Consider the following 19444-nt stretch of genomic DNA (forward strand, 5'->3'; position numbering starts at 1 on the left):
GGATGATCCTGCCGCGTGTCGCGCCCGGACGTAAGACAAGATGGACGCGTGGCACAACCTGATCCCGATTTGCTCATCGAATTCGAAGACGTTCTGGTGCGGCGTGGAGGCAACGTCCTCGTCGGACCCGTGACCTGGAAGGTGGAACTCGACGAACGCTGGGTGGTGCTCGGCCCCAACGGCGCAGGCAAGACGACGCTGCTGCGCATCGCGGCGGCCGAGACGTTCCCCACGTCCGGAACGGCACACGTGCTCGGCGAAACGTTCGGCCGGACCGACCTGTCCGAACTGCGGACCCGCATCGGCCTGTCGTCGGCGGCGCTCGCGAACCGCGTGCCGTTCGACGAGAAAGTCCTCGATCTGGTGATCTCCGCCGGATACGGCGTACTCGGCCGATGGCGCGAGCGCTACGACGACATGGACACCGAGCGCGCGATCGAGATGCTCGAGAGCCTCGGCGCCGAACACCTCGCCGACCGCTCGTACGGAACGCTGTCGGAGGGCGAGCGCAAACGCGTGCTCATCGCCCGCGCGCTCATGACCGATCCCGAACTGCTGCTGCTCGACGAACCCGCGGCCGGCCTGGACCTGGGTGGCCGCGAGGAACTCGTCGCGCGGCTCGGCGTGCTGGCCGCCGACCCGGATGCCCCGGCCACCGTCCTCATCACGCACCACGTCGAGGAGATCCCGCCCGGTTTCACCCACGCGCTGCTCCTCAAGGAGGGCACGGTCGTCGCGCAGGGTCTGCTCGACGACGTCATCACCGGGGAGAACCTCAGCGAAGCGTTCAGCCAGGCCATCACGCTGGAACAGGCGGACGGCCGGTTCTTCGCACGCCGAACCCGGGAGCCGGGACGCCACCGTCGCGGGTGACACGACGGGCGCCCGGCATGGCGTGCGTCACGTGATCCGATAGTTTGAGGCCATGTCCCACGATCGCTCGGTGAGCTCCTTCGACCCCGCCGCGGTGCCGATCCGCGGTGCTTCCACGGTGATGCTGGTACGCGACTCCGCACGGGGAGTGGAGGTGTTCCTCCAACAGCGCGTGGTCGGCATGGACTTCGCCGGAGGGATGACCGTGTTCCCCGGCGGCGGGGTCGATCCGTCCGATACCGACGCGTCGGTGCGGTGGTCCGGTCCGGACGTCGCATGGTGGGCGGAGCGGTTCGCCACCGACGAGGCGACAGCGCGCGCACTGGTACTGGCGGCCGTGCGGGAAACGTTCGAGGAATGCGGTGTCCTGCTGGCCGGACCGGACCCCGACACGCTCGTCGCCGACACTGCCGTCTACGCCGGTGCGCGCCGCAAGCTCGAGGCCCGCGACCTGTCCTTCGGCGATTTTCTCGCGCGGGAAGGACTCGTGCTGCGCGCCGACCTGCTGCGCCCCTGGGCCAACTGGATCACGCCCCTGGGCGAGCGACGCCGGTACGACACCCGCTTCTTCGTCGCCGCCGCACCCGACGGACAAGGCGCGGACGGGGAGACGAGCGAGGCCGACGAGGTGCGCTGGCGGACCGCCGCGGAAGAACTCGAGTACTGGCGGTCGGGACGGTGCGTGCTGCTTCCCCCGACCTGGACTCAGTTGACGGACCTGGCGCGATACCGGACGGTCGCGGAGATCATAGCCGCGGAAGTGACCGTCGAACCGGTCCTTCCCGTCATGAGCAAGCGGGACGGAATGATCCACATCTCGTTCGACGGCGAGGACGGCTACTACGCGGTCGGGTCGCATCCGTGGGCCCAGCGCGCCGACCTCTAGGCTTCGTGCATGCCTGAATTCGTGACGCTCGAGGTTTCCGACGGTATCGGCACCATCCGACTCGACCGGCCGCCGATGAACGCGCTCAACCGGCAGCTCCAGGAGGAGCTTCGGGAGGCCGCGCGGGAAGCGTCGGTGCGGGACGACGTGAAGTCGGTGATCGTGTACGGCGGGGAGAAGGTGTTCGCCGCCGGCGCCGACATCAAGGAACTCGCCGAGATCGACTTCGTCCGGATGAGCCGGATCGTGGGCGATCTGCAATCCGCGCTGGGCTCGATCGCCGACATTCCGAAGCCGACCGTCGCCGCGATCACCGGCTACGCGCTCGGCGGTGGCCTCGAACTCGCCCTCGGCGCCGACAGGCGCATCATCGGGGACAACGTGAAGCTGGGCACGCCCGAGGTCCTGCTCGGCGTGATCCCCGGTGGTGGCGGCACACAGCGCCTCGCCCGCCTGGTGGGGCCGTCGAAAGCCAAGGACATCGTGTACACCGGCCGGTTCGTCGGGGCGGACGAGGCTCTGGCGATGGGTCTCGTGGACGAGGTCGTGGCACCGGACGACGTGTACGAGGCGGCCCGCCGGTGGGCCGCGCAGTTCACCACGGCGGCGTCGCGTGCGCTTGCGGCAGCCAAGGCTGCGATCGACCGGGGCCTCGAGACCGATCTCGTGACCGGCCTCGCCATCGAACAGCACCTGTTCGCGTCGCTGTTCGCCACGAAGGATCGCACCATCGGCATGGAGTCGTTCCTCGCCGACGGACCCGGAAAAGCCGATTTCGTCGGCGAATAGTTCGCCCAACCGCAAAATTGCCCCCGACTTACCGATGGGTAGGATCACCGCCATGACTGCAAGCAGGCCCGACGGGGTCGACCCCGCGCCGAACCCGCACGCCACTGCCGAACAGGTCGCGGCAGCGATGGAAGACACCAAGCTCGCTCAGGTGCTCTACCACGACTGGGAAGCCGAGACGTACGACGACAAGTGGTCGATCTCGTACGACGAACGCTGCATCGACTACGCGAAGGGACGGTTCGTCGCCGCCGCCGGAGAGCAGCCCCTGCCCTACGATCGGGCGCTCGAGTTGGGCTGCGGAACCGGCTTCTTCCTGCTCAACCTCATGCAGGGTGGAGTGGCGAAGAGGGGTTCGGTCACCGACCTGTCGCCGGGCATGGTCAAGGTGGCGCTGCGCAACGCCGAGCATCTCGGTCTCGATGTCGACGGCCGCGTCGCCGACGCCGAAACCATCCCGTACGAGGACGACACGTTCGACCTCGTCGTCGGACACGCAGTGCTGCACCACATTCCCGATGTCGAGCAGTCCCTGCGTGAGGTGCTGCGCATCCTCAAGCCGGGTGGCCGATTCGTGTTCGCCGGTGAGCCGAGCACAGTCGGCAACTTCTACGCGCGCTGGCTCGGGCGCATCACGTGGGAGGCCACGACCACCGTCACGAAGCTGCCGTTCCTCAGCGACTGGCGCCGCCCGCAGACCGAACTCGACGAGTCGTCGCGCGCCGCGGCACTCGAGGCCGTCGTCGATCTGCACACCTTCGACCCCTCCGATCTCGAGAAGATCGCCCGGTCGGCCGGCGCGGTGAACGTCAAGGCCTCGAGCGAGGAGTTCGCCGCCGCACTGCTCGGCTGGCCCGTTCGCACGTTCGAAGCCGCAGTTCCGCCCGAGAAGCTGGGCTGGAACTGGGCCAAGTTCGCCTTCGGCGGCTGGAAGTCGCTCAGCTGGGTCGACGAGAATGTGCTCAAGCACGTTGTCCCGCGCAGCTTCTTCTACAACGTGATGATCACCGGTGTGAAGCCGGGCAAGTAATTGGGATACGAGTTCACGCTCGACGACGTCCGGTACCTGACCTCCGATACCGGCGCGGCAGCGCTCGCACGTGTCGGCGAGCGTGAACTGTCGACGCGTACGCGCCTTGCCGATATCGGCTGGGTGCGTACGCACTTCGGCGACCGTACCGCGGTGCTCGTGGAGACGGTGTTGTTGCGCCGCAAGGCGGACGCGAAGATTCCCGGTGCCGCGCGCTGGATCCTCACCGACGATGCAGTGCAGCAGTCGACGCCCGCAACCGTGGCGGCGCATCGTGCGCGACGGCTTGCCGGCCGCCGGGTCCACGACGTCACCTGCTCGATCGGCACCGAACTCGCCGAACTCGTCGGTGTCGCGGAGACGGTGGTGGGCAGCGACCTCGACGAAGTGCGCCTCGCCATGGCCGCGCACAACGTCCCCGAGGCATATCTCCTCCGTGCGGACGCGCTGACGCCGGTGACACGCGGCACGACCGTCGTCGCGGACCCTGCGCGTCGCGCCGGCGGCCGCAGGACCCACGACCCGGCGGCGCTGCAACCGCCGTTGCCCGACCTTCTCGGGGTGTATGCAGGACGCGATCTGGCCGTGAAGTGCGCGCCGGGTCTGGACTTCGACTCCCTCGACTGGGACGGCGAGGTCGAGGTGGTGTCGCTGGACGGCGGCGTGCGTGAAGCATGCCTGTACTCCCCGGGACTCACCCACGGCGGTGTTCGACGCCGCGCGTCGGTACTCCGTTCGGACGGAACCGGTTTCGAGGTCACCGACACGATGCCGGACGAGATTCCCGAGCGTGCACCGGGGGAATGGATCGTCGATCCGGACGGTGCGATCGTGCGGTCCGGACTGGTGCGTCACTACGCGGCCGCACACGGGCTGTGGCAACTCGATCCACGTATCGCCTACCTCACCGGCGATACGTTGCCCGACGGGGTGCGTGGATTCCGCGTCCTCGAACAGTTCAAATACACGGAGAAGGCGCTGAAACAGGCACTGTCCCGGTTCGATTGCGGGATCGCCGAGATCCTGGTGCGCGGGCTCGACATCGATCCCGCGGTGCTGCGTCCCCGGCTCAAATTGAAGGGCTCACGCTCGCTGAGCGTGGTGCTGACCCGCATCGGCCGCACGCCCGAGGCCTTCGTGTGCGCAGCGTCCCGTTAGCCTGCACGGACCGTGTGGGGCAGCGCTCCGAGAATCGCCGCGGGGCTGCCCGCCGGCAGGAGGGGTAGCCGGACGTTCGGAGTCGAAATCCTGCCCTGGGCGTGGAGCACGGCCTTGATGACGGTGGGGTTCGGCCCTGCGGTCAGCGCGCACGCGGTCTCCACGAGTCGGTTCCCGAGGGCCCTCGCCTGCGACAGGAATCCGCCGTCCCACAACCGGAACAGTTCGACGAACTCGCGCGTGCAGACGTTCGCGGTCGCCAGGATCGCTCCCGCGGCACCCATCGCGAGGAGCGGGGAAACCAGCGCGTCGTCTCCTGCGAGGACCGAGAACGACGTGGGGGCCACTGCGACCAGTCGCGCGGTGTCGGTGTCCACCGAGCCGACTGCCTGTTTGATGCCGGCAATCTGCGGATGCTGCGACAGTCGCTCGACGGACTCCCAGCCCAGGTGCTGACCGGTGCGGTACGGAACGTTGTAGAGAATCAGGGGGAGCGGACTGCGTGCGGCGATGTATTCGAAGTGCGCCACCACCCCTGCCTCGGACGGGCGTGTGTAGTACGGGACCACCACCATTGCGGCTGTGGCGTCGCCCTCCGCATGCAGTTCCTCGAGGGTGCGCGCGGTGCCGGCCGTGTCGTTCGAACCTGCGCCGACGATCAGGGGCACGCCGTGCTCGCGGCACGCCGTGCTGCAGATCCGCACGACCTCTCGACGTTCCAGAGGGGTCAGGGTGGCCGCCTCCGCGGTTGTTCCCAACGCCACGATGCCGGCTGCGCCTTCTTCGATCACGCCGTGGGCGAGACGTTCGAGGTCGGTCGCGGCGATCTCGCCGGTGTCTGTGAACGGGGTGACGAGCGGGACGAAGATGCCCGACGGATGGAATGTCATGCACCCACTTTTACCGTCGCAATTCACAAGATCCAGTTACTCTTCGTGACGGAACTCGTAAGCTGAACCGATGCTCGACGTTCGCAAGCTCAGGCTTCTCCGTGAACTCGCCCATCGAGGCACGATCGCTGCCGTCGCCGAGGCGCTTTCGTACACGCCGTCGGCGGTGTCGCAACAGATCTCGGCGCTCGAACGCGAGGCCGGCCGCCCCCTCCTGGTGCGCACGGGTCGTCGGGTGAGGCTGACCCCGGCGGCTCTCATCCTCGTCGAGCACACCGAGGCGGTTCTGGCGGAACTGGAACGAGCAGAAACCGCGCTCGCGACGAGTGGGCCGGGGCCGTCGGGGTCGGTTCGCCTCGGGGCCTTTCCGACCGCGCTACGGACGGTTGTGCTCCCCGCCCTGTCGGAACTCCGCCGTGCGGAGCAGGGCCCGGAAGTGACGGTGACGGAGGTCGATCCCGCCGATGCGCCGGATCTGCTTCGGGGAGGTCACCTCGACATGGCGCTCGTCCACGAATACGACAACGTGCCGTCCTCCGTCGGGTCGGGCATCGAACTCGAACCGCTGCTCGACGAGGTCATCTATCTGGCCGCGTCCGCAGCGCCGGACGCGGAGGGTTTGGCGGTCGTCCGCAGTCACGCAGACAGCCCTTGGATTGTCGGGAACTCCGGCACGTTGTGTCACACCATGGCGGTGCGCACCTGTCGCTCCCAAGGGTTCGAACCGTGGGTCACCCATCGGGTCGACGACTTCGCCACGGTCCTGCGACTGGTTGCAGCGGGAGCCGGCGTGGCACTGGTGCCACAGCTCGGGGCGATCGATGTTCCGGCAGGGGTGGTGCTCACCGCGCTTCCGGTCGGGAGACGAACCCGAATTGCGTACCGCCGGGGCAGTGGGCACCGGCCGGCGCAGGCTGTCGTGAGCGCCGAATTACGCAGGGCAGCACGATCTTTCGACTGTACCTCGACTGTCGGCTGAGGGAACTGCTTCAGCGGAGTACGACGATGTCACCGTCGTGCGTCGTGGTGACGAACTCGCCGTCGGGGCCCACCGCGGTGCCGACCGGGAATCCTGTTGCCTCCGTGATCGGTTCCTCGTCGATCGAGTGGCCGTCCGAGGTGTCGAACACGAGTGCGGCAAGGCCGTCGGCGCCGCCCACGATCGAGTAACCCAGCCCGTTCGAGGTCACCGCCGGTACGGCGTGCTGCGTGACATCCGTTCGCTGCCACACCATTTCGGCGCCGTCGCCATTGTCCCGCAGTGCGGTCAGGGCGCCCTCGTCTCCGCCGGCGGCAAGCAGCAGCAATCCGTCACCGGTCACTGCCGGGCCGGTCGCGGGGGAGTAGTCGAGTCGATGGCTCCATCGGGGTGTCCCCGTCGTGGAGTCGACGGCCCAGAGGGTGCCGTCGCCGTCGTGGACGTAGACGGTCGCGCCGTCGGCGGACAGCACCGGACTCGTCACGGCGCCGCCCGGCAGGTCGTCGGTGGACCATTCTTCGACCACGGACGCGTTGTCGCCGCTGGTGTACCGCATGGCGACGAGAGACGCGCGGTCGGCACCGGGACGCCACAGGGTCACGAAGATCCGGTCCGTGGCCAGGTCGACTGCGGGAGTGGTGGCGACGGGGCAATCGGGTGATCCGCCGAAGCATGCGGGCAACCCGTGGTCGCTCGCGAGCCTCGGAACGTTCTGGCCGTCGCCGACGGCGGGAATGGGCACGAGGTCGAACAGCGGTGCGACGAGTTGGCCGGTCTGCGGGTTGATGATGTTGACCTGGCCGAAATGCGTGACGACGACCAGTTTTCCGTCGGACGCGAACTGGGCGCTGCGCGGTGTGCCGCTCACCGGGATGCGCCAGCGTCGCTGCCCGTGTTCGTTGAACGAGAACATGCCACCGTCCTCGCCGACGTAGATGTTCGCGTTGCCGTCGGACACGGGGGTCACGGTCGTGGCGCCCGGAGCGAGCCGCGTGCACCACCGTTTGCGGCCGTTGTCGATCTGGAAGGAGAAGAGGTTGCATCCCGCGTCCGTCGAGGCGGTGACTGCGATCTGGCCGTTGCGGGCAACCCCGGCGGGAGAGCCCACCCGGCCTCCCAGCGGGCGGGCCCACGCGGCCGAGAGGTCGTCGAGACCGTCTGCGGTGGCGGTGCTGCTGTTGCGGGCATCCGAATAACGGCCCGGCCAGCCTCCTTCGGAGAGCACATCGCTGGTACCGCCTCCGCCTGCGCACCCGCTCAGTGCGACCGCTGCCGTCGATGCCAGCACTGCGGCCCGCAGGACACCCCGCATCACCCAACTCCTCCCGGGACGAACGTTTCGAGCCGTCAGCGTATCGGGCCGGTGGTTGTACCCCGCGCAGGAGGCGGACCGTAGGCTGCCCCCTATGACGAGCATGTGGGGCGCACCGCTGCGCACGAGGTGGCGCGGTTCCCGTCGCCGGGATCAGGACCAGGCACGATTCCTGACACTGTCATCTCTGCGATGGGTGCTGGCAAACAAGGCATACACGCCGTGGTACCTGGTCCGGTACTACCGCCTGGCGAAGTTCAAGCTGGCGAATCCGCACGTCGTGCTGCGCGGAATGGTGTTTCTCGGGAAGAACGTCGAGATCCACGCGACGCCCGACCTGGCGCGGCTCGAGATCGGCAAGTGGGTGCATATCGGTGACGGCAACGCCATCCGCTGCCACGAAGGTTCGCTGCGAATCGGCGACAAGGTCGTGTTCGGCAAGGACAACGTCGTCAACACCTACCTCGACATCGAGATCGGCGCCTCGACCCTCGTTGCGGACTGGTGCTATATCTGCGATTTCGACCATCGCACGGAGGACATCACCTATCCGATCAAGGACCAGGGCATCATCAAGGGTCCGGTGCGCATCGGGCCGGACACCTGGATCGCCGCCAAGGTGACGGTGTTGCGCAATACCAAGGTGGGTCGCGGCTGTGTGCTCGGCGCGCACGCCGTGGTCAAGGGTGAGATCCCCGATTACAGCATTGCCGTCGGCTCGCCGGCGAAGGTCGTGAAGAATCGGAAGCTGTCGTGGGAGACCGCCGCCGCCGAACGTGCCGCACGGGCCGCAGCGCTCGAGGACATCGCGCGGAAGAAGGCGGGAGAAAAGCCGGCCGACGCACAACCCGGCGTCTGACGACAGCCACAGGAAGATCGGCAGGGGAGGGCTCGAGTGGATTTCGACGAATACCGGCGTCACGACGCCGTGGGGCTCGCAGAACTGGTGGCGGGCGGGCAGGTGACGCCGCACGAACTGCTCGAGACGGCGATCGCCAGGCTCGACGCCGTCGAGCCGACTCTCAATACGGTCGTCTACCGGCTCGACCGAGAGGCTCGTGTGCGGGCCGGCCACCCGTTGGACGGCCCGTTCGCGGGCGTGCCCTTCCTCGTGAAGGACCTCGGGCAGGACATCGCGGGGATCCCCACCGGCAGTGGGTCCCGCGCCCTCGCCCAAGTTCCCGCCGAACGCAACTCGGTGGTCGTCGACCGCTGGCTCGAGGCGGGTCTCGTCGTCTTCGGGAAGACCAACACCCCGGAATTCGGGCTCAAGGGCATCACCGAACCGGAAGCGAACGGTCCCACACGCAACCCGTGGAACCCGGCGTTGACCCCCGGGGGTTCGTCCGGTGGTTCCGCCGCGGCTGTCGCAGCGGGCGTGGTGCCCGTGGCGGGCGCGAGCGACGGCGGCGGCTCGATCCGGATCCCGGCCGCATGCTGCGGTCTCGTCGGTCTCAAGCCCGGGCGCGGAGTCGTGCCGACCGGCCCGCTCGGCAGCGAACCGCTGCACGGGGCGGCAACGAACGGGGCGATCACCCGGAGCATCCGTGACTCCGCGGCTCTCCTGGACGTCATGGCCGGTGCCTATGGGGCGGCGCCCTTCCTGAGCGCGGCTCCACCGCAGTCGTATTCGGCCGCCGCCCGCACCGCCCCCCGGCGCCTGCGGATCGGGTACGCGACCGCGTCCCCGCTCGGGACCGGGGTCGACCCCGAAGCGGTCGCAGCGGTCGACGCCACGGTTGCCCTGCTCGACGGCCTCGGTCACCACGTCGAGCCCGCGACGACCGGCGTCGACGAGCGGCAACTGGCCACGGACTTCCTCACGATGTGGTTCGCGTCGTTGACGGCGGAGGTCGACGAGGTACGGCAACGCACGGGGTCGGGCCCGGACGGATTCGAGTTCGACACCCGCATTCTCGCCGAACTGGGCCGCACCGTGCCCGCTCCGGAGTATCTCGCGGCGCTGGCGCGCTGGGGCGAACACACCACCCGGCTCGCTGCGTTCCACGAGCGTTACGACCTACTGCTCACGCCGACCCTGGCTTATCCTCCGGCGCGGATCGGGGAACTGGCGACTCCGCGCTGGATGAGCACCCTCGGGAACGTGCTCATCGCGACGCGAATGGGCAGGGTGGCCCGCTGGACCGGGCTGGTGGACCGGATGATCGACGAGAACCTCGGACGCACGCCGTACACCCAGCTGGCGAACATCACCGGGCGCCCGGCGATCTCGCTGCCGCTGCACTGGACCGCGGACGACGTACCCCTCGGCGTGCAGTTCGTCGCGCCGCTCGGCGGGGAAGGCCTGCTGCTCGCTCTCGGGGCCGAACTGGAACAGGCTCGCCCGTGGTTCGACCGCGTGCCGGCGCTCGGAGTCGGCTGACTCAGTCCCGGCCGGGCAGCGGGCGCTGCGGGATCACGGGCCGTCCGAGCGGATGCCGTACCCGCCGCTTCGCGCCGATGTAGACCTGGGCCGTCTCCTCGGCGACCTGTCCCCAGTCGAAGTCGTCGGTGAGCCGGGCCCTGGCGGCCCGGGCGCGTTCCTGCGCGGCGGCCGGATCGTCGAGCGTCCTGCGCACCGCCGACGTGAGCGCTGCGACGTCGCCGGGAGGAAACGACAACCCGGTCGTGCCGTCGACGACGGCCTCGCCGAGCCCGCCGGCGGTCGAGGTGACCAACGGTGTTCCCGCAGCGGCAGCTTCGAGCGCGATGATGCCGAACGGTTCGTACCGGCTGGGCAGGACGATGGCGTCGGCGGTGTGCAGTCGATCGAGCAGTTCGGTGTGGTCGAGGTTGCCGAGGAAGGTCACCGAGCGTGCGACACGATGGACGCGCGCCTGTTCGCGCAACCACTCGGACTGGGTGCCGTCGCCGGCGACCATGAGCGTGGTGCCGGGGTGGAAACGCCGAATCCGCGGGAGGGCGGCGATCGCGTCCTGCACGCCCTTTTCGTACTCGAGCCGTCCCACATAGAGAAGCCGGGCCGGCCCGGATCGGGGTGCGCGCTCGCGGTACGACCACGTCGTGATGTCGATACCGTTGCGGATCACCGAGATTCGCGGCAGATCGGGGCCGTACAGTGCTGTCACTTCGTCGTACATCGACGCCGAACACGTGATGAGCGCGTCGGATTCGTGGGCGAGCCACCACTCGACCGAGTGCACCTGGCGGTTGATTCTGCCCGAGAGCCACCCGCTGTGGCGGCCCGCTTCGGTTGCGTGGAGCGTGGAGACAAGCGGCACGTCGAAGTGCTCGGCAAGGGCGATGGCGGGATGCGCGACCAGCCAGTCGTGTGCATGCACGACATCGGGTTGCCACCCCTCGCCGATACCGCCGCGGCTCAGGCCGATCCCCGCGCGCACCATCGCGTGCCCCATCGCGAGTGTCCAGGCGAGCATGTCCTCGCCGAATACGAAGTGGGGGGCGTCCTCCGCGACCGCGACGACGAGCACGCCCTCGGCGATATGGCTGAGTGTGGGATGCGTCGAAGCATCGGTTCCCGTGGGGCGCCGGGACAGCACCACGACTTCGTTCCCCGCTGCGGCAAGTTCCGTGGCGAGATGGTGAACGTGCCGACCGAGCCCACCGACGACGACCGGCGGGTACTCCCACGACACGATCAGGATCTTCATCACTTGCCTCCGTGGCGTCCGGGCAGGCGCCGCGCGTCGAGCCCGGGGAACAGGTTGTCGGCTCGGTTCCAGCCGTCGGCCAACCGTACTGCCGTCGAGTCCCGACCGGAAGCGACCGCCTCGGCGATCTCCCGGAGGGCGTGCGCGTGGGTGTGCGCGCGATCGCGGGCGTAGGCGGCCGCGGTGTCCTTGCTGACCATGAACGCCCAGTCGCTCGAGACGGTGAGCAGTGCTTCGCGCAACATCTGGTCGTGCACGCGGTTGCGCAGGACCGGTGCTCCGGGTGCGTGCCCGTCACGGGCTTTGTCGAGTGTGTCGAGCGTGGTCCGGACCACCTCGTCGTTGAGCTGGACGAGGTCGGAGACCTGGTCGCCGGCCCACACCCGCCAGTCCTTGCCCGATCCCCACGAGGAGTTCGCGAGATCGACGGGGCCACCGACGTATCCGCGATCACGGGCGTCGGTGAGCGTGCCCACCTCGATGCCCGCCTCCGGCAGCGCCCGCAGAAGCCGCTCGAGGAACAGCGGGCCCTCGAACCACCAGTGCCCGAACAGTTCGGTGTCGAATGCCGCGACGACGAGTGCGTCCCTGCCGATACGCGCGGACTCGCTCCGGAGGCGGCGGCGGATCGTGTCGACGAAGTCGGCGACGTGGCGGTCGACGGCGAGGGACGCGAGTTCGGGGTCGTAGGGCGCCTTGTCCTCCGACGGCACCGCGCGTCCGGTCACCCGGGAGGGTTTGAGACCCGTGTCGTGACAGTAGGTGTGGAAGTCGCGGTAGGCGGCGTGCCCGGGGTATCCGGACTTCGGCGACCACACGCGGTACGAGACCTGAAGGTCACGTCCGAAACACACGACGTCCGAGTCGAGCACGGTGCGGCCGAGAGTGGTCTCGCCGTGCAGCGCCGGCCCGTCGACCATGAAATGTTCGACACCTGCTGCCGCGTACCCGATTTCCATGCCCGGCGTGAATCCGCACTCGGGGCCCCAGATGCCACGGGGTCGGTGTTGCCAACGGGCGTGCGCGTCGTGCAGGCCTTCGGCGAGGGAGAACTCCCGCATCCGGGGGTCGAGCAGTGGCTGGAACGGGTGCGCGAGCGGACCACCGAGCAGTTCGATCGCGTCGGAGTCGACGAGGTTGCGGAGCACGGGGGAACCGCCGTGGCGCCATCGGGTTTCGAACATCTCGAGCGCGGCTCCTGCCGCACGGTGTTCGCGTGCCCCGAGTGCCCGGTAGGACTCCTCGGCCATGCCGGCGGCCTCGTGGGCGCGCAGTTGCCAGTTGCCGAGCCAGTGGTGCATTCCGGCAAGACAGTGCGGATCGTCGAGCTGGGCGGCCAGGACGGGCGTGATCCCGAGCGTGACCATCCGGCTGTGTCCTTCGTGGGCGAGGCGCGCAAGAACGTCGGTGACCGGGAGATATGTTGCGGCCCAGGACTGATAGAGCCATTCCTCACCGACCGGCCAGCGGCCGTGATGGGCGAGCCACGGCAGGTGGGAGTGCAGGACGAGGGAGAACATTCCCGGTTCCCCGGTCTTCTTCGTACTCACCGCGCGGGATCCTTTACTGCGACGGCAACCAGATCGAGGCTGCTGTCGATGTTTTCGGGGTCGAGGACGAAGTCGTCGACGGTGATGCCCGCGACGTCCTCGGTGAGTTCCGCCGGCCACGGTTCTCCGGCCAGTGCACGCTCGATCTGCGCGTCGATGAACGAGCCGCCGTGCTTGGCGTCGAGCGCGCGGAGTGTCGGGCCGTGGTGCACTCCGGTCATCAGTTCCACTCGGAAACCGGCGCTGTCGAGCAGTTCCGAGAGTTCGGCCGCATCGAGTTCGCGGGTGTGGAACGGATTGAGCGGGGTGTCGCGCCCCGGCGAGAAGGTGATGCGGTTCGGTGTGCTGATCAGCAGCGCGCCGCCCGGGGAGAGCACGCGGTGGCATTCGCGGAGGAACTGTCCCTGGTCCCACAGGTGTTCGATGACCTGGAAGTTCACGACGACGTCGACGGTCTCGTCCGCGAGGGGGAGTTCGGCGAGGTTGCCGTGCCGCATGTCGACGCGCGGGTAGCGGGCGCGGATGTGGGCAACTGCGCTCTCGTCGTAGTCGAGGCCGATGACCCGCGTCGCCACGTCGGCGATCATGTCCGCGCCGTAGCCTTCGCCCGCTCCCGCTTCGAGGACGGTGCGGTGTCGGCAGCGGTCGAGCAGTTGCCGGTAGACCACTTCGTGGCGCCGGAACCAGTAGTTCTCCTCGGCGATGCCGGGTACCGTCCGTTCGCCGGTGAGGGGGAGAGTCTGGGCGTCGTCGGTGCGGCTGTTGGTATCGCTCACCGAGCAGACATTAGTGCCACTGCACTCCGGCTCCGTTCCGGTGGTCCAGATCACAGGTTTGCGCGTCCTTTCGTGCGGCTATGGTGAACCAGGAATCCCGCTAAGTTACCCACGGGTAACTTAGCGTTTGATAATCTATCGCACACGCCGTGCGACAGACACGAGTGCTCGGTTCAGGCAGCGCCTTGCCGACCAAAGGCAGCTACACACAGGAGGTCGACGCAGACCCATGACGAACATCGTCGTTTTGATCAAGCAGGTCCCCGACACGTGGTCCGAGCGCAAGCTCACCGACGGCGACTACACGCTCGACCGTGAAGCCGCCGACGCGGTTCTCGACGAGATCAACGAGCGGGCGGTCGAAGAGGCCCTGCTCATCAAGGAGCGCGACGGCGGCGAGGTGACCGTGCTGACCGCAGGTCCCGACCGCGCGACCGACGCCATCCGCAAGGCGCTGTCGATGGGTGCCGACAAGGCCATCCACCTCAACGATCCCGCGCTGCACGGCTCGGACTCCATCCAGACCGCCTACGCGCTCGCCGCGGCGCTCGGCCAGATCGAGGGCGTCGAGCTCGTCATCGCCGGCAACGAGGCCACCGACGGTCGCGTCGGTGCCGTGCCCGCGATCATCGCGGAGTACCTGGGCCTGCCGCACCTCACGCACCTGCGCAAGCTGACCCTGGCCGACGGCAAGGCCACCGGCGAGCGTGAGACCGACGAGGGCGTCTTCGGCCTCGAGGCACCGCTCCCCGCGATCGTCTCGGTCACCGAGAAGATCAACGAGCCGCGCTTCCCGTCCTTCAAGGGCATCATGGCCGCGAAGAAGAAGGAAGTTCAGACCCTCACCCTGGCGGACATCGGTCTCGATCCCGAGATCTTCGGTGTCGCGAACGCCGCGTCCACCGTCACCGGCGTCACCCCGAAGCCTGCGCGTACCGCCGGCGAGCGTGTCGCCGACGAGGGCGACGGTGGCGACAAGGTCGCTCAGTACCTGGTCGGCAACAAGATCATCTGATCGCGCCCCCGCGACAACACCAGACCTATCTAGGGAGAGAAGCAAGCAATGGCAGAAGTACTCGTGCTCGTCGAGCATGCCGAGGGCGCGCTCAAGAAGATCAGCACCGAACTCATCACCGCCGCTCGCGCGCTGGGTGAGCCGTCGGCAGTCGTGACCGGTCCCGCCGGCACCGCCGACAAGCTCCAGGAGGCGCTCGCCGCCGCCGGTGCCGCGAAGGTCTACGCCGCCGAGTCGGACATCATCGACGGCTACCTCGTGACGCCGAAGGTCGACGTTCTCGCCGCGCTCGTCGAATCCACCAGCCCCGCAGCGGTTCTCACCGCAGCGTCGGTCGAGGGCAAGGAGGTGTCCGGCCGCCTCGCTGCGCGCCTGGGCTCCGGTCTGCTCGTCGACGTCGTCGACGTCAAGAGCGACGGCTCGGCCGTCCACTCGATCTTCGGTGGCGCGTTCACCGTCGATGCCAAGGCCAACGGCGACGTTCCGGTCATCTCGGTTCGCCCGGGTGCGATCGAGGCCAAGCCGGAGGCTGCCGCCGCCACTCGCGTCGACGTCGAGGTTCCGGCCCAGGAAGAGAACGCGGTCAAGATCACCTCGCGTGAGCCCGTCGCCGGTGGCGACCGTCCCGAGCTCACCGAGGCGTCGATCGTCGTCTCCGGTGGTCGTGGTGTCGGCTCGGCCGACAAGTTCTCCGTGGTCGAAGAACTCGCCGATTCGCTCGGCGCAGCGGTGGGCGCATCGCGCGCCGCTGTCGACTCGGGCTACTACCCGGGTCAGTTCCAGGTCGGCCAGACCGGTAAGACGGTCTCGCCGCAGCTGTACATCGCGCTCGGTATCTCCGGAGCGATCCAGCACCGCGCGGGTATGCAGACCTCGAAGACCATCGTCGCGGTCAACAAGGACGAAGAGGCACCGATCTTCGAGATCGCCGACTTCGGCGTCGTGGGCGACCTGTTCAACGTCGCTCCGCAGCTGACCGAGGCTGTCAAGAAGCACAAGGGCTGATTCTCACCCTCAGCAAGAGCGCGGCCCCGTTCCGGAATCCGGAGCGGGGCCGCGCTCGCGCGTGGTCGGTCCCGGTGGGCGAGATGTCCGGCTCGTCCGCACGCCGGAACGTGACCCTTGCCGCATGTGCTCCCGTGGAAGCGGTGAGCGCGACGGGCACCCCGAGCCACCCGCTATCCTGGATCGGTCATGACCTCGCCCGCCACCGGATCCTCCGGTACCCCGAAAACTGTCTACCTCGATCACGCCGCGACCACGCCGATGCTGACCGCGGCGATCGACGCGATGACCGGGGTGTTCGCAACCACCGGCAATGCCTCGTCCCTGCACGGTTCGGGACGCGCGGCACGCCGCAGGATAGAAGAAGCCCGCGAATCGATCGCCGCCGAACTCGGTGCGCGACCCTCCGAAGTGATCTTCGTCTCCGGCGGCACCGAAGGCGACAACCTCGCGGTCAAGGGCATCTACTGGGGCCGGCGCGCCCAGGACCCGCGGCGCCGCCGGATCATCGCGAGCGCCGTGGAACACCACGCCGTGCTCGACGCCGTCGAGTGGCTGGCCGACCACGAGGGTGCCGTGGTGACCTGGCTGCCGGTGGACGCGGTCGGGCGGGTCGAGCCGGCAGTTCTGCGCGAGGCGCTCGCCGCTCATCCGGACGAGGTCGCCCTCGTCACGATCATGTGGGCCAACAACGAAGTCGGCACCGTGATGCCGATCGCCGAACTCGCTGCCGTCGCGGCCGAGTTCGGTGTGCCGATGCACAGCGACGCGGTGCAAGCCGTCGCGCATCTGCCCGTCGATTTCGCGGCGAGCGGGCTGTCGGCGCTCACCCTCGCCGCTCACAAGTTCGGCGGCCCCCAGGGTGTCGGTGCGCTCCTGCTCGGACGCCAGGTGCCCTGCGTTCCGCTCGCGCACGGCGGTGGACACGAACGGGACATCCGGTCGGGGACCCAGGACACCGCGTCGATCGTCGGCATGGCCGCTGCGCTCCGGGAGGTCACCCGCGACCTTCCGGCCCGGACCGCCGAACTCGCCGTCCTGCGCGATCGTCTGGTCGACGGTGTCGAAGCGGTGATCCCCGATGTGATCCTCAACGGACCCCGCGGCGCGGGGCGGCTTCCCAACAATGCGCACATGACGTTCCCCGGCTGTGAGGGGGATTCGCTGCTGATGCTGCTCGATGCGGCCGGGATCGAATGCTCTACCGGGTCGGCGTGCACGGCAGGCGTGGCGCGGCCCAGCCACGTGCTGGTCGCGATGGGATCCGACCCCGCGACCGCCCGCGGGTCGTTGCGATTCTCGTTGGGGCACACCACGACCCGAGACGACATCGATGTACTGATCGACGCTCTGCCGCGCGTGGTGGAGCGGGCACGTGCCGCCGGTATGGCGAGCGCTGGTGGACGAGGAGGTGACCGGAGATGAGGATTCTTGCGGCTATGAGCGGCGGTGTGGACTCGGCGGTTGCCGCGGCCCGCGCTGTCGATGCCGGACACGACGTGGTGGGGGTGCATCTGGCGTTGTCGTCTGCTCCCGGCACCCTGCGCACCGGTTCGCGTGGTTGTTGTTCGAAAGAGGATGCCGGCGATGCCCGCCGCGCCGCCGACATGCTCGGAATCCCTTTCTACATATGGGATTTCGCCGACCGCTTCAAAGAAGACGTGATCGACGACTTCGTGGAGGCCTACGCGGCGGGTCAGACCCCCAATCCGTGCCTGCGGTGCAACGAGAAGATCAAGTTCTCCGCGCTGGCCGACCGCGCGGTGGCCCTGGGCTTCGACGCGGTCGCGACCGGCCACTACGCGCGCTTGCAGGACGGGGTGCTGCGGCGCGCGGTCGACGCCGACAAGGACCAGTCCTACGTATTGGCAGTGCTGACTGCGGAACAGTTGTCGCGGGCGATGTTCCCGATCGGGGACACACCCAAGGACCTGATCCGCGCCGAAGCCGCCGAGCGCGGTCTCGCGGTGGCGAACAAGCCGGACAGCCACGACATCTGCTTCATTCCCTCCGGTGACACCCGGGCCTTCCTCGGCGCGCGCATCGGGGTGCGGCCCGGTGCGGTCGTCGACGACGATTCGGGGGAGGTCCTCGCCGAGCACGAGGGCGTCCACGGCTTCACGATCGGTCAGCGCAAGGGACTCGGGATCTCCGGTCCGGGCGCCGACGGCGGTCCGCGGTACGTCACCGCGATCGAACCCGAGACGGGCACCGTCCGTGTCGGCAGCGCCGAACGCCTCAAGGTCGACTTCATCCATGCGGAGCGTGCGGTATGGACCTCGGGTAGCGCACCCGACGGCCCCGTCGAATGCGTCGTGCAGGTCCGCGCGCACGGCGGGATCGCCCCGGCGGTCGCCGAGGCGGCCGGTTCGGGCATCGAGATCTCTCTGCGGGAACCGCTCACGGGCGTCGCCGCCGGTCAGGCCGCGGTGCTGTACCGGCCGGACCCGGCCGGAGACATCGTTCTCGGCAGCGGCACGATCGCGGTCGCACGGCCCGTAGCCGAGGGCATGTGACGACCCGAGACCCGGCTCGGGGGATCTGGTCCGGGATCGCCACCGGAGTGGGTTCGTGGCCGGGCACCGACGCGCGCGAAGCGGCGGCTGTGGTGGTCGGGGAACTCGCCGAGCTTCCGCATCTCGTGGAACTTCCGGACAGAGGTCTGGGTTCGGACACGATCGGGCGGGCGAGCGCGCTGCTCGTCGACCTCCATCTCGACGCATCGACGACCGGTTACCGATTGGTCTCCCGGCGCGGCACGATCGCCGCGCGCGCCGAAGATCTGCTCCGGCAGGACCTCGACGCGCTCGAGGAAGCGTGGGAACGCGCCGGTGCGGGGCCGGATCGCACGGTCAAGGTGCAGTCGGCCGGTCCGCTGACGCTGGCTGCTCATCTGGAACTCGCCACGGGCCGTCGCGTCCTGCTCGACCGCGGGGCGGTGCGCGAACTGTCCGAGTCGCTGGCGGAGGGAATTGCGCGGCACGCCGCCGAACTGCACCGCAGACTCGGCGTGCAGGTCGTCGTGCAACTCGACGAACCCGCGCTTCCCGATGTCCTCGCCGGGACATTGGAGGGCAGGACGATCCTCGAGACGGTTCCGGCATGGCCCGAACCCGAGGCGCTCGACGTCCTGGATACGACGATCCGCGGCACCGGACTGTCCGTCGCGGTGCACTGCTGCGTCGGCAGCCTGCCCGCCGACCTGTTGCGCCGCAGCGCCGCAGAGGCCGTCGCGTTCGATCTCACGAGGGTGTCGCGGGCCGATCTGGACGGCATCGGTGAACTGTTCGATTCCGGTACCGCGCTCGTCCTCGGGCTGGTTCCGACCACCGCTCCCAACCCCGTGCCCAGCTGGCGGGAGCAGGCGGCACCTGCCGTGGAACTCTTCGACCGTCTCGGCTTCCCCCGTACCGCGTTGCGGTCGGTGTCCGTGGCCCCGACGTGCGGGCTCGCCTCGGCGGACCCGCACTGGGCGCGGCAGGCACTGAAGTCGGCGCGCGACATCTCGGCAGCGCTCTCGGAGGACCCCGAGACGCTGTGACGAAAGGG

At 68.7% G+C, this 19444-nt stretch carries 18 protein-coding genes; 13 read left to right on the plus strand and 5 right to left on the minus strand.

Features of this window, described 5'->3' with window-relative positions; translation table 11 throughout:
* Positions 1-48 precede the first annotated feature (48 nt).
* From HF886_RS05300 to HF886_RS05320, 5 genes are read left to right on the plus strand one after another with little or no spacing between them, the layout of a single operon-like run.
* Positions 49-873 carry an ABC transporter ATP-binding protein gene (locus HF886_RS05300; protein ID WP_169619668.1) on the plus strand — a complete coding sequence of 275 codons (825 nt, stop codon included), beginning with the start codon at positions 49-51 and terminating at the stop codon, positions 871-873.
* A gap of 52 nt (positions 874-925) precedes the next feature.
* Entirely contained in the window at positions 926-1759 is an 834-nt protein-coding gene (locus tag HF886_RS05305) for an NUDIX domain-containing protein (protein ID WP_169651738.1), read from the plus strand.
* Between the two features lie 9 nt (positions 1760-1768).
* Complete coding sequence (locus HF886_RS05310) at positions 1769-2548, plus strand: enoyl-CoA hydratase-related protein (RefSeq protein ID WP_169651739.1); 780 nt, start codon at positions 1769-1771, stop codon at positions 2546-2548.
* Between the two features lie 52 nt (positions 2549-2600).
* Positions 2601-3578 carry a class I SAM-dependent methyltransferase gene (locus HF886_RS05315; protein ID WP_169651740.1) on the plus strand — a complete coding sequence of 326 codons (978 nt, stop codon included), beginning with the start codon at positions 2601-2603 and terminating at the stop codon, positions 3576-3578.
* Positions 3579-4736: a class I SAM-dependent methyltransferase gene (locus HF886_RS05320; RefSeq protein WP_169619664.1), complete on the plus strand. Its 1158-nt coding sequence runs from the start codon at positions 3579-3581 to the stop codon at positions 4734-4736.
* On the opposite strand, the gene dapA is transcribed toward HF886_RS05320, so the two are convergent.
* Positions 4733-5626, minus strand: a complete 894-nt coding sequence (gene dapA, locus HF886_RS05325; protein WP_169619663.1) for a 4-hydroxy-tetrahydrodipicolinate synthase — start codon at positions 5624-5626, stop codon at positions 4733-4735. The two genes, HF886_RS05320 and dapA, sit on opposite strands and share 4 nt — an antisense overlap.
* 70 nt (positions 5627-5696) lie before the next feature.
* Between dapA and HF886_RS05330 the strand changes: the two genes are divergently transcribed.
* Entirely contained in the window at positions 5697-6605 is a 909-nt protein-coding gene (locus HF886_RS05330; RefSeq protein WP_169619662.1) for a LysR family transcriptional regulator, read from the plus strand.
* Positions 6606-6615: 10 nt separating this feature from the next.
* Here HF886_RS05330 and HF886_RS05335 read toward each other — a convergent pair whose 3' ends face one another.
* Positions 6616-7917, minus strand: a complete 1302-nt coding sequence (locus HF886_RS05335; RefSeq protein ID WP_169619661.1) for a PQQ-binding-like beta-propeller repeat protein — start codon at positions 7915-7917, stop codon at positions 6616-6618.
* 94 nt (positions 7918-8011) lie between these two features.
* Between HF886_RS05335 and HF886_RS05340 the strand changes: the two genes are divergently transcribed.
* Both HF886_RS05340 and HF886_RS05345 read left to right on the plus strand, forming a co-directional pair.
* On the plus strand, positions 8012-8776 hold the full coding sequence (locus HF886_RS05340; RefSeq protein WP_169619660.1) for an acyltransferase: 765 nt from the start codon (positions 8012-8014) through the stop codon (positions 8774-8776).
* 36 nt (positions 8777-8812) lie between these two features.
* Positions 8813-10300 carry an amidase family protein gene (locus HF886_RS05345; protein WP_169651741.1) on the plus strand — a complete coding sequence of 496 codons (1488 nt, stop codon included), beginning with the start codon at positions 8813-8815 and terminating at the stop codon, positions 10298-10300.
* A 1-nt stretch (position 10301) separates the two neighbouring features.
* Here the strand turns inward: HF886_RS05345 and HF886_RS05350 are convergent, their stop codons facing one another.
* From HF886_RS05350 to HF886_RS05360, 3 genes are read right to left on the minus strand one after another with little or no spacing between them, the layout of a single operon-like run.
* Positions 10302-11549 (minus strand): glycosyltransferase family 4 protein, encoded by a 1248-nt coding sequence (locus HF886_RS05350; protein ID WP_169619658.1) that lies wholly within the window; start codon positions 11547-11549, stop codon positions 10302-10304.
* Complete coding sequence (locus HF886_RS05355; protein WP_169651830.1) at positions 11549-13069, minus strand: glycoside hydrolase family 57 protein; 1521 nt, start codon at positions 13067-13069, stop codon at positions 11549-11551. Before HF886_RS05355 ends, HF886_RS05350 begins: the two co-directional genes overlap by 1 nt.
* Positions 13070-13095: 26 nt before the next feature.
* A complete protein-coding gene (locus HF886_RS05360; RefSeq protein WP_346765294.1) occupies positions 13096-13875 on the minus strand; it encodes a class I SAM-dependent methyltransferase in 780 nt (259 codons plus the stop codon).
* A gap of 229 nt (positions 13876-14104) precedes the next feature.
* Here HF886_RS05360 and HF886_RS05365 point away from each other — a divergent pair, with 229 nt between their 5' ends.
* From HF886_RS05365 to HF886_RS05385, 5 genes are all read left to right on the plus strand, one after another.
* Positions 14105-14890: an electron transfer flavoprotein subunit beta/FixA family protein gene (locus HF886_RS05365; RefSeq protein WP_169619656.1), complete on the plus strand. Its 786-nt coding sequence runs from the start codon at positions 14105-14107 to the stop codon at positions 14888-14890.
* A gap of 48 nt (positions 14891-14938) precedes the next feature.
* Positions 14939-15895 (plus strand): electron transfer flavoprotein subunit alpha/FixB family protein, encoded by a 957-nt coding sequence (locus HF886_RS05370; RefSeq protein WP_169651743.1) that lies wholly within the window; start codon positions 14939-14941, stop codon positions 15893-15895.
* Between the two features lie 189 nt (positions 15896-16084).
* Entirely contained in the window at positions 16085-17320 is a 1236-nt protein-coding gene (locus tag HF886_RS05375; RefSeq protein ID WP_169651744.1) for a cysteine desulfurase family protein, read from the plus strand.
* A complete protein-coding gene (gene mnmA / locus HF886_RS05380) occupies positions 17317-18411 on the plus strand; it encodes a tRNA 2-thiouridine(34) synthase MnmA (RefSeq protein WP_169619653.1) in 1095 nt (364 codons plus the stop codon). Before HF886_RS05375 ends, mnmA begins: the two co-directional genes overlap by 4 nt.
* A complete protein-coding gene (locus tag HF886_RS05385; RefSeq protein ID WP_346765295.1) occupies positions 18408-19436 on the plus strand; it encodes a methionine synthase in 1029 nt (342 codons plus the stop codon). The genes mnmA and HF886_RS05385 overlap by 4 nt, the downstream gene beginning before the upstream one ends.
* The last annotated feature ends 8 nt before the right edge of the window (positions 19437-19444 follow it).

Source organism: Rhodococcus sp. 105337 (genome assembly GCF_012844225.1).
In the GTDB taxonomy this organism is placed as follows: Bacteria; Actinomycetota; Actinomycetes; order Mycobacteriales; family Mycobacteriaceae; genus Rhodococcus.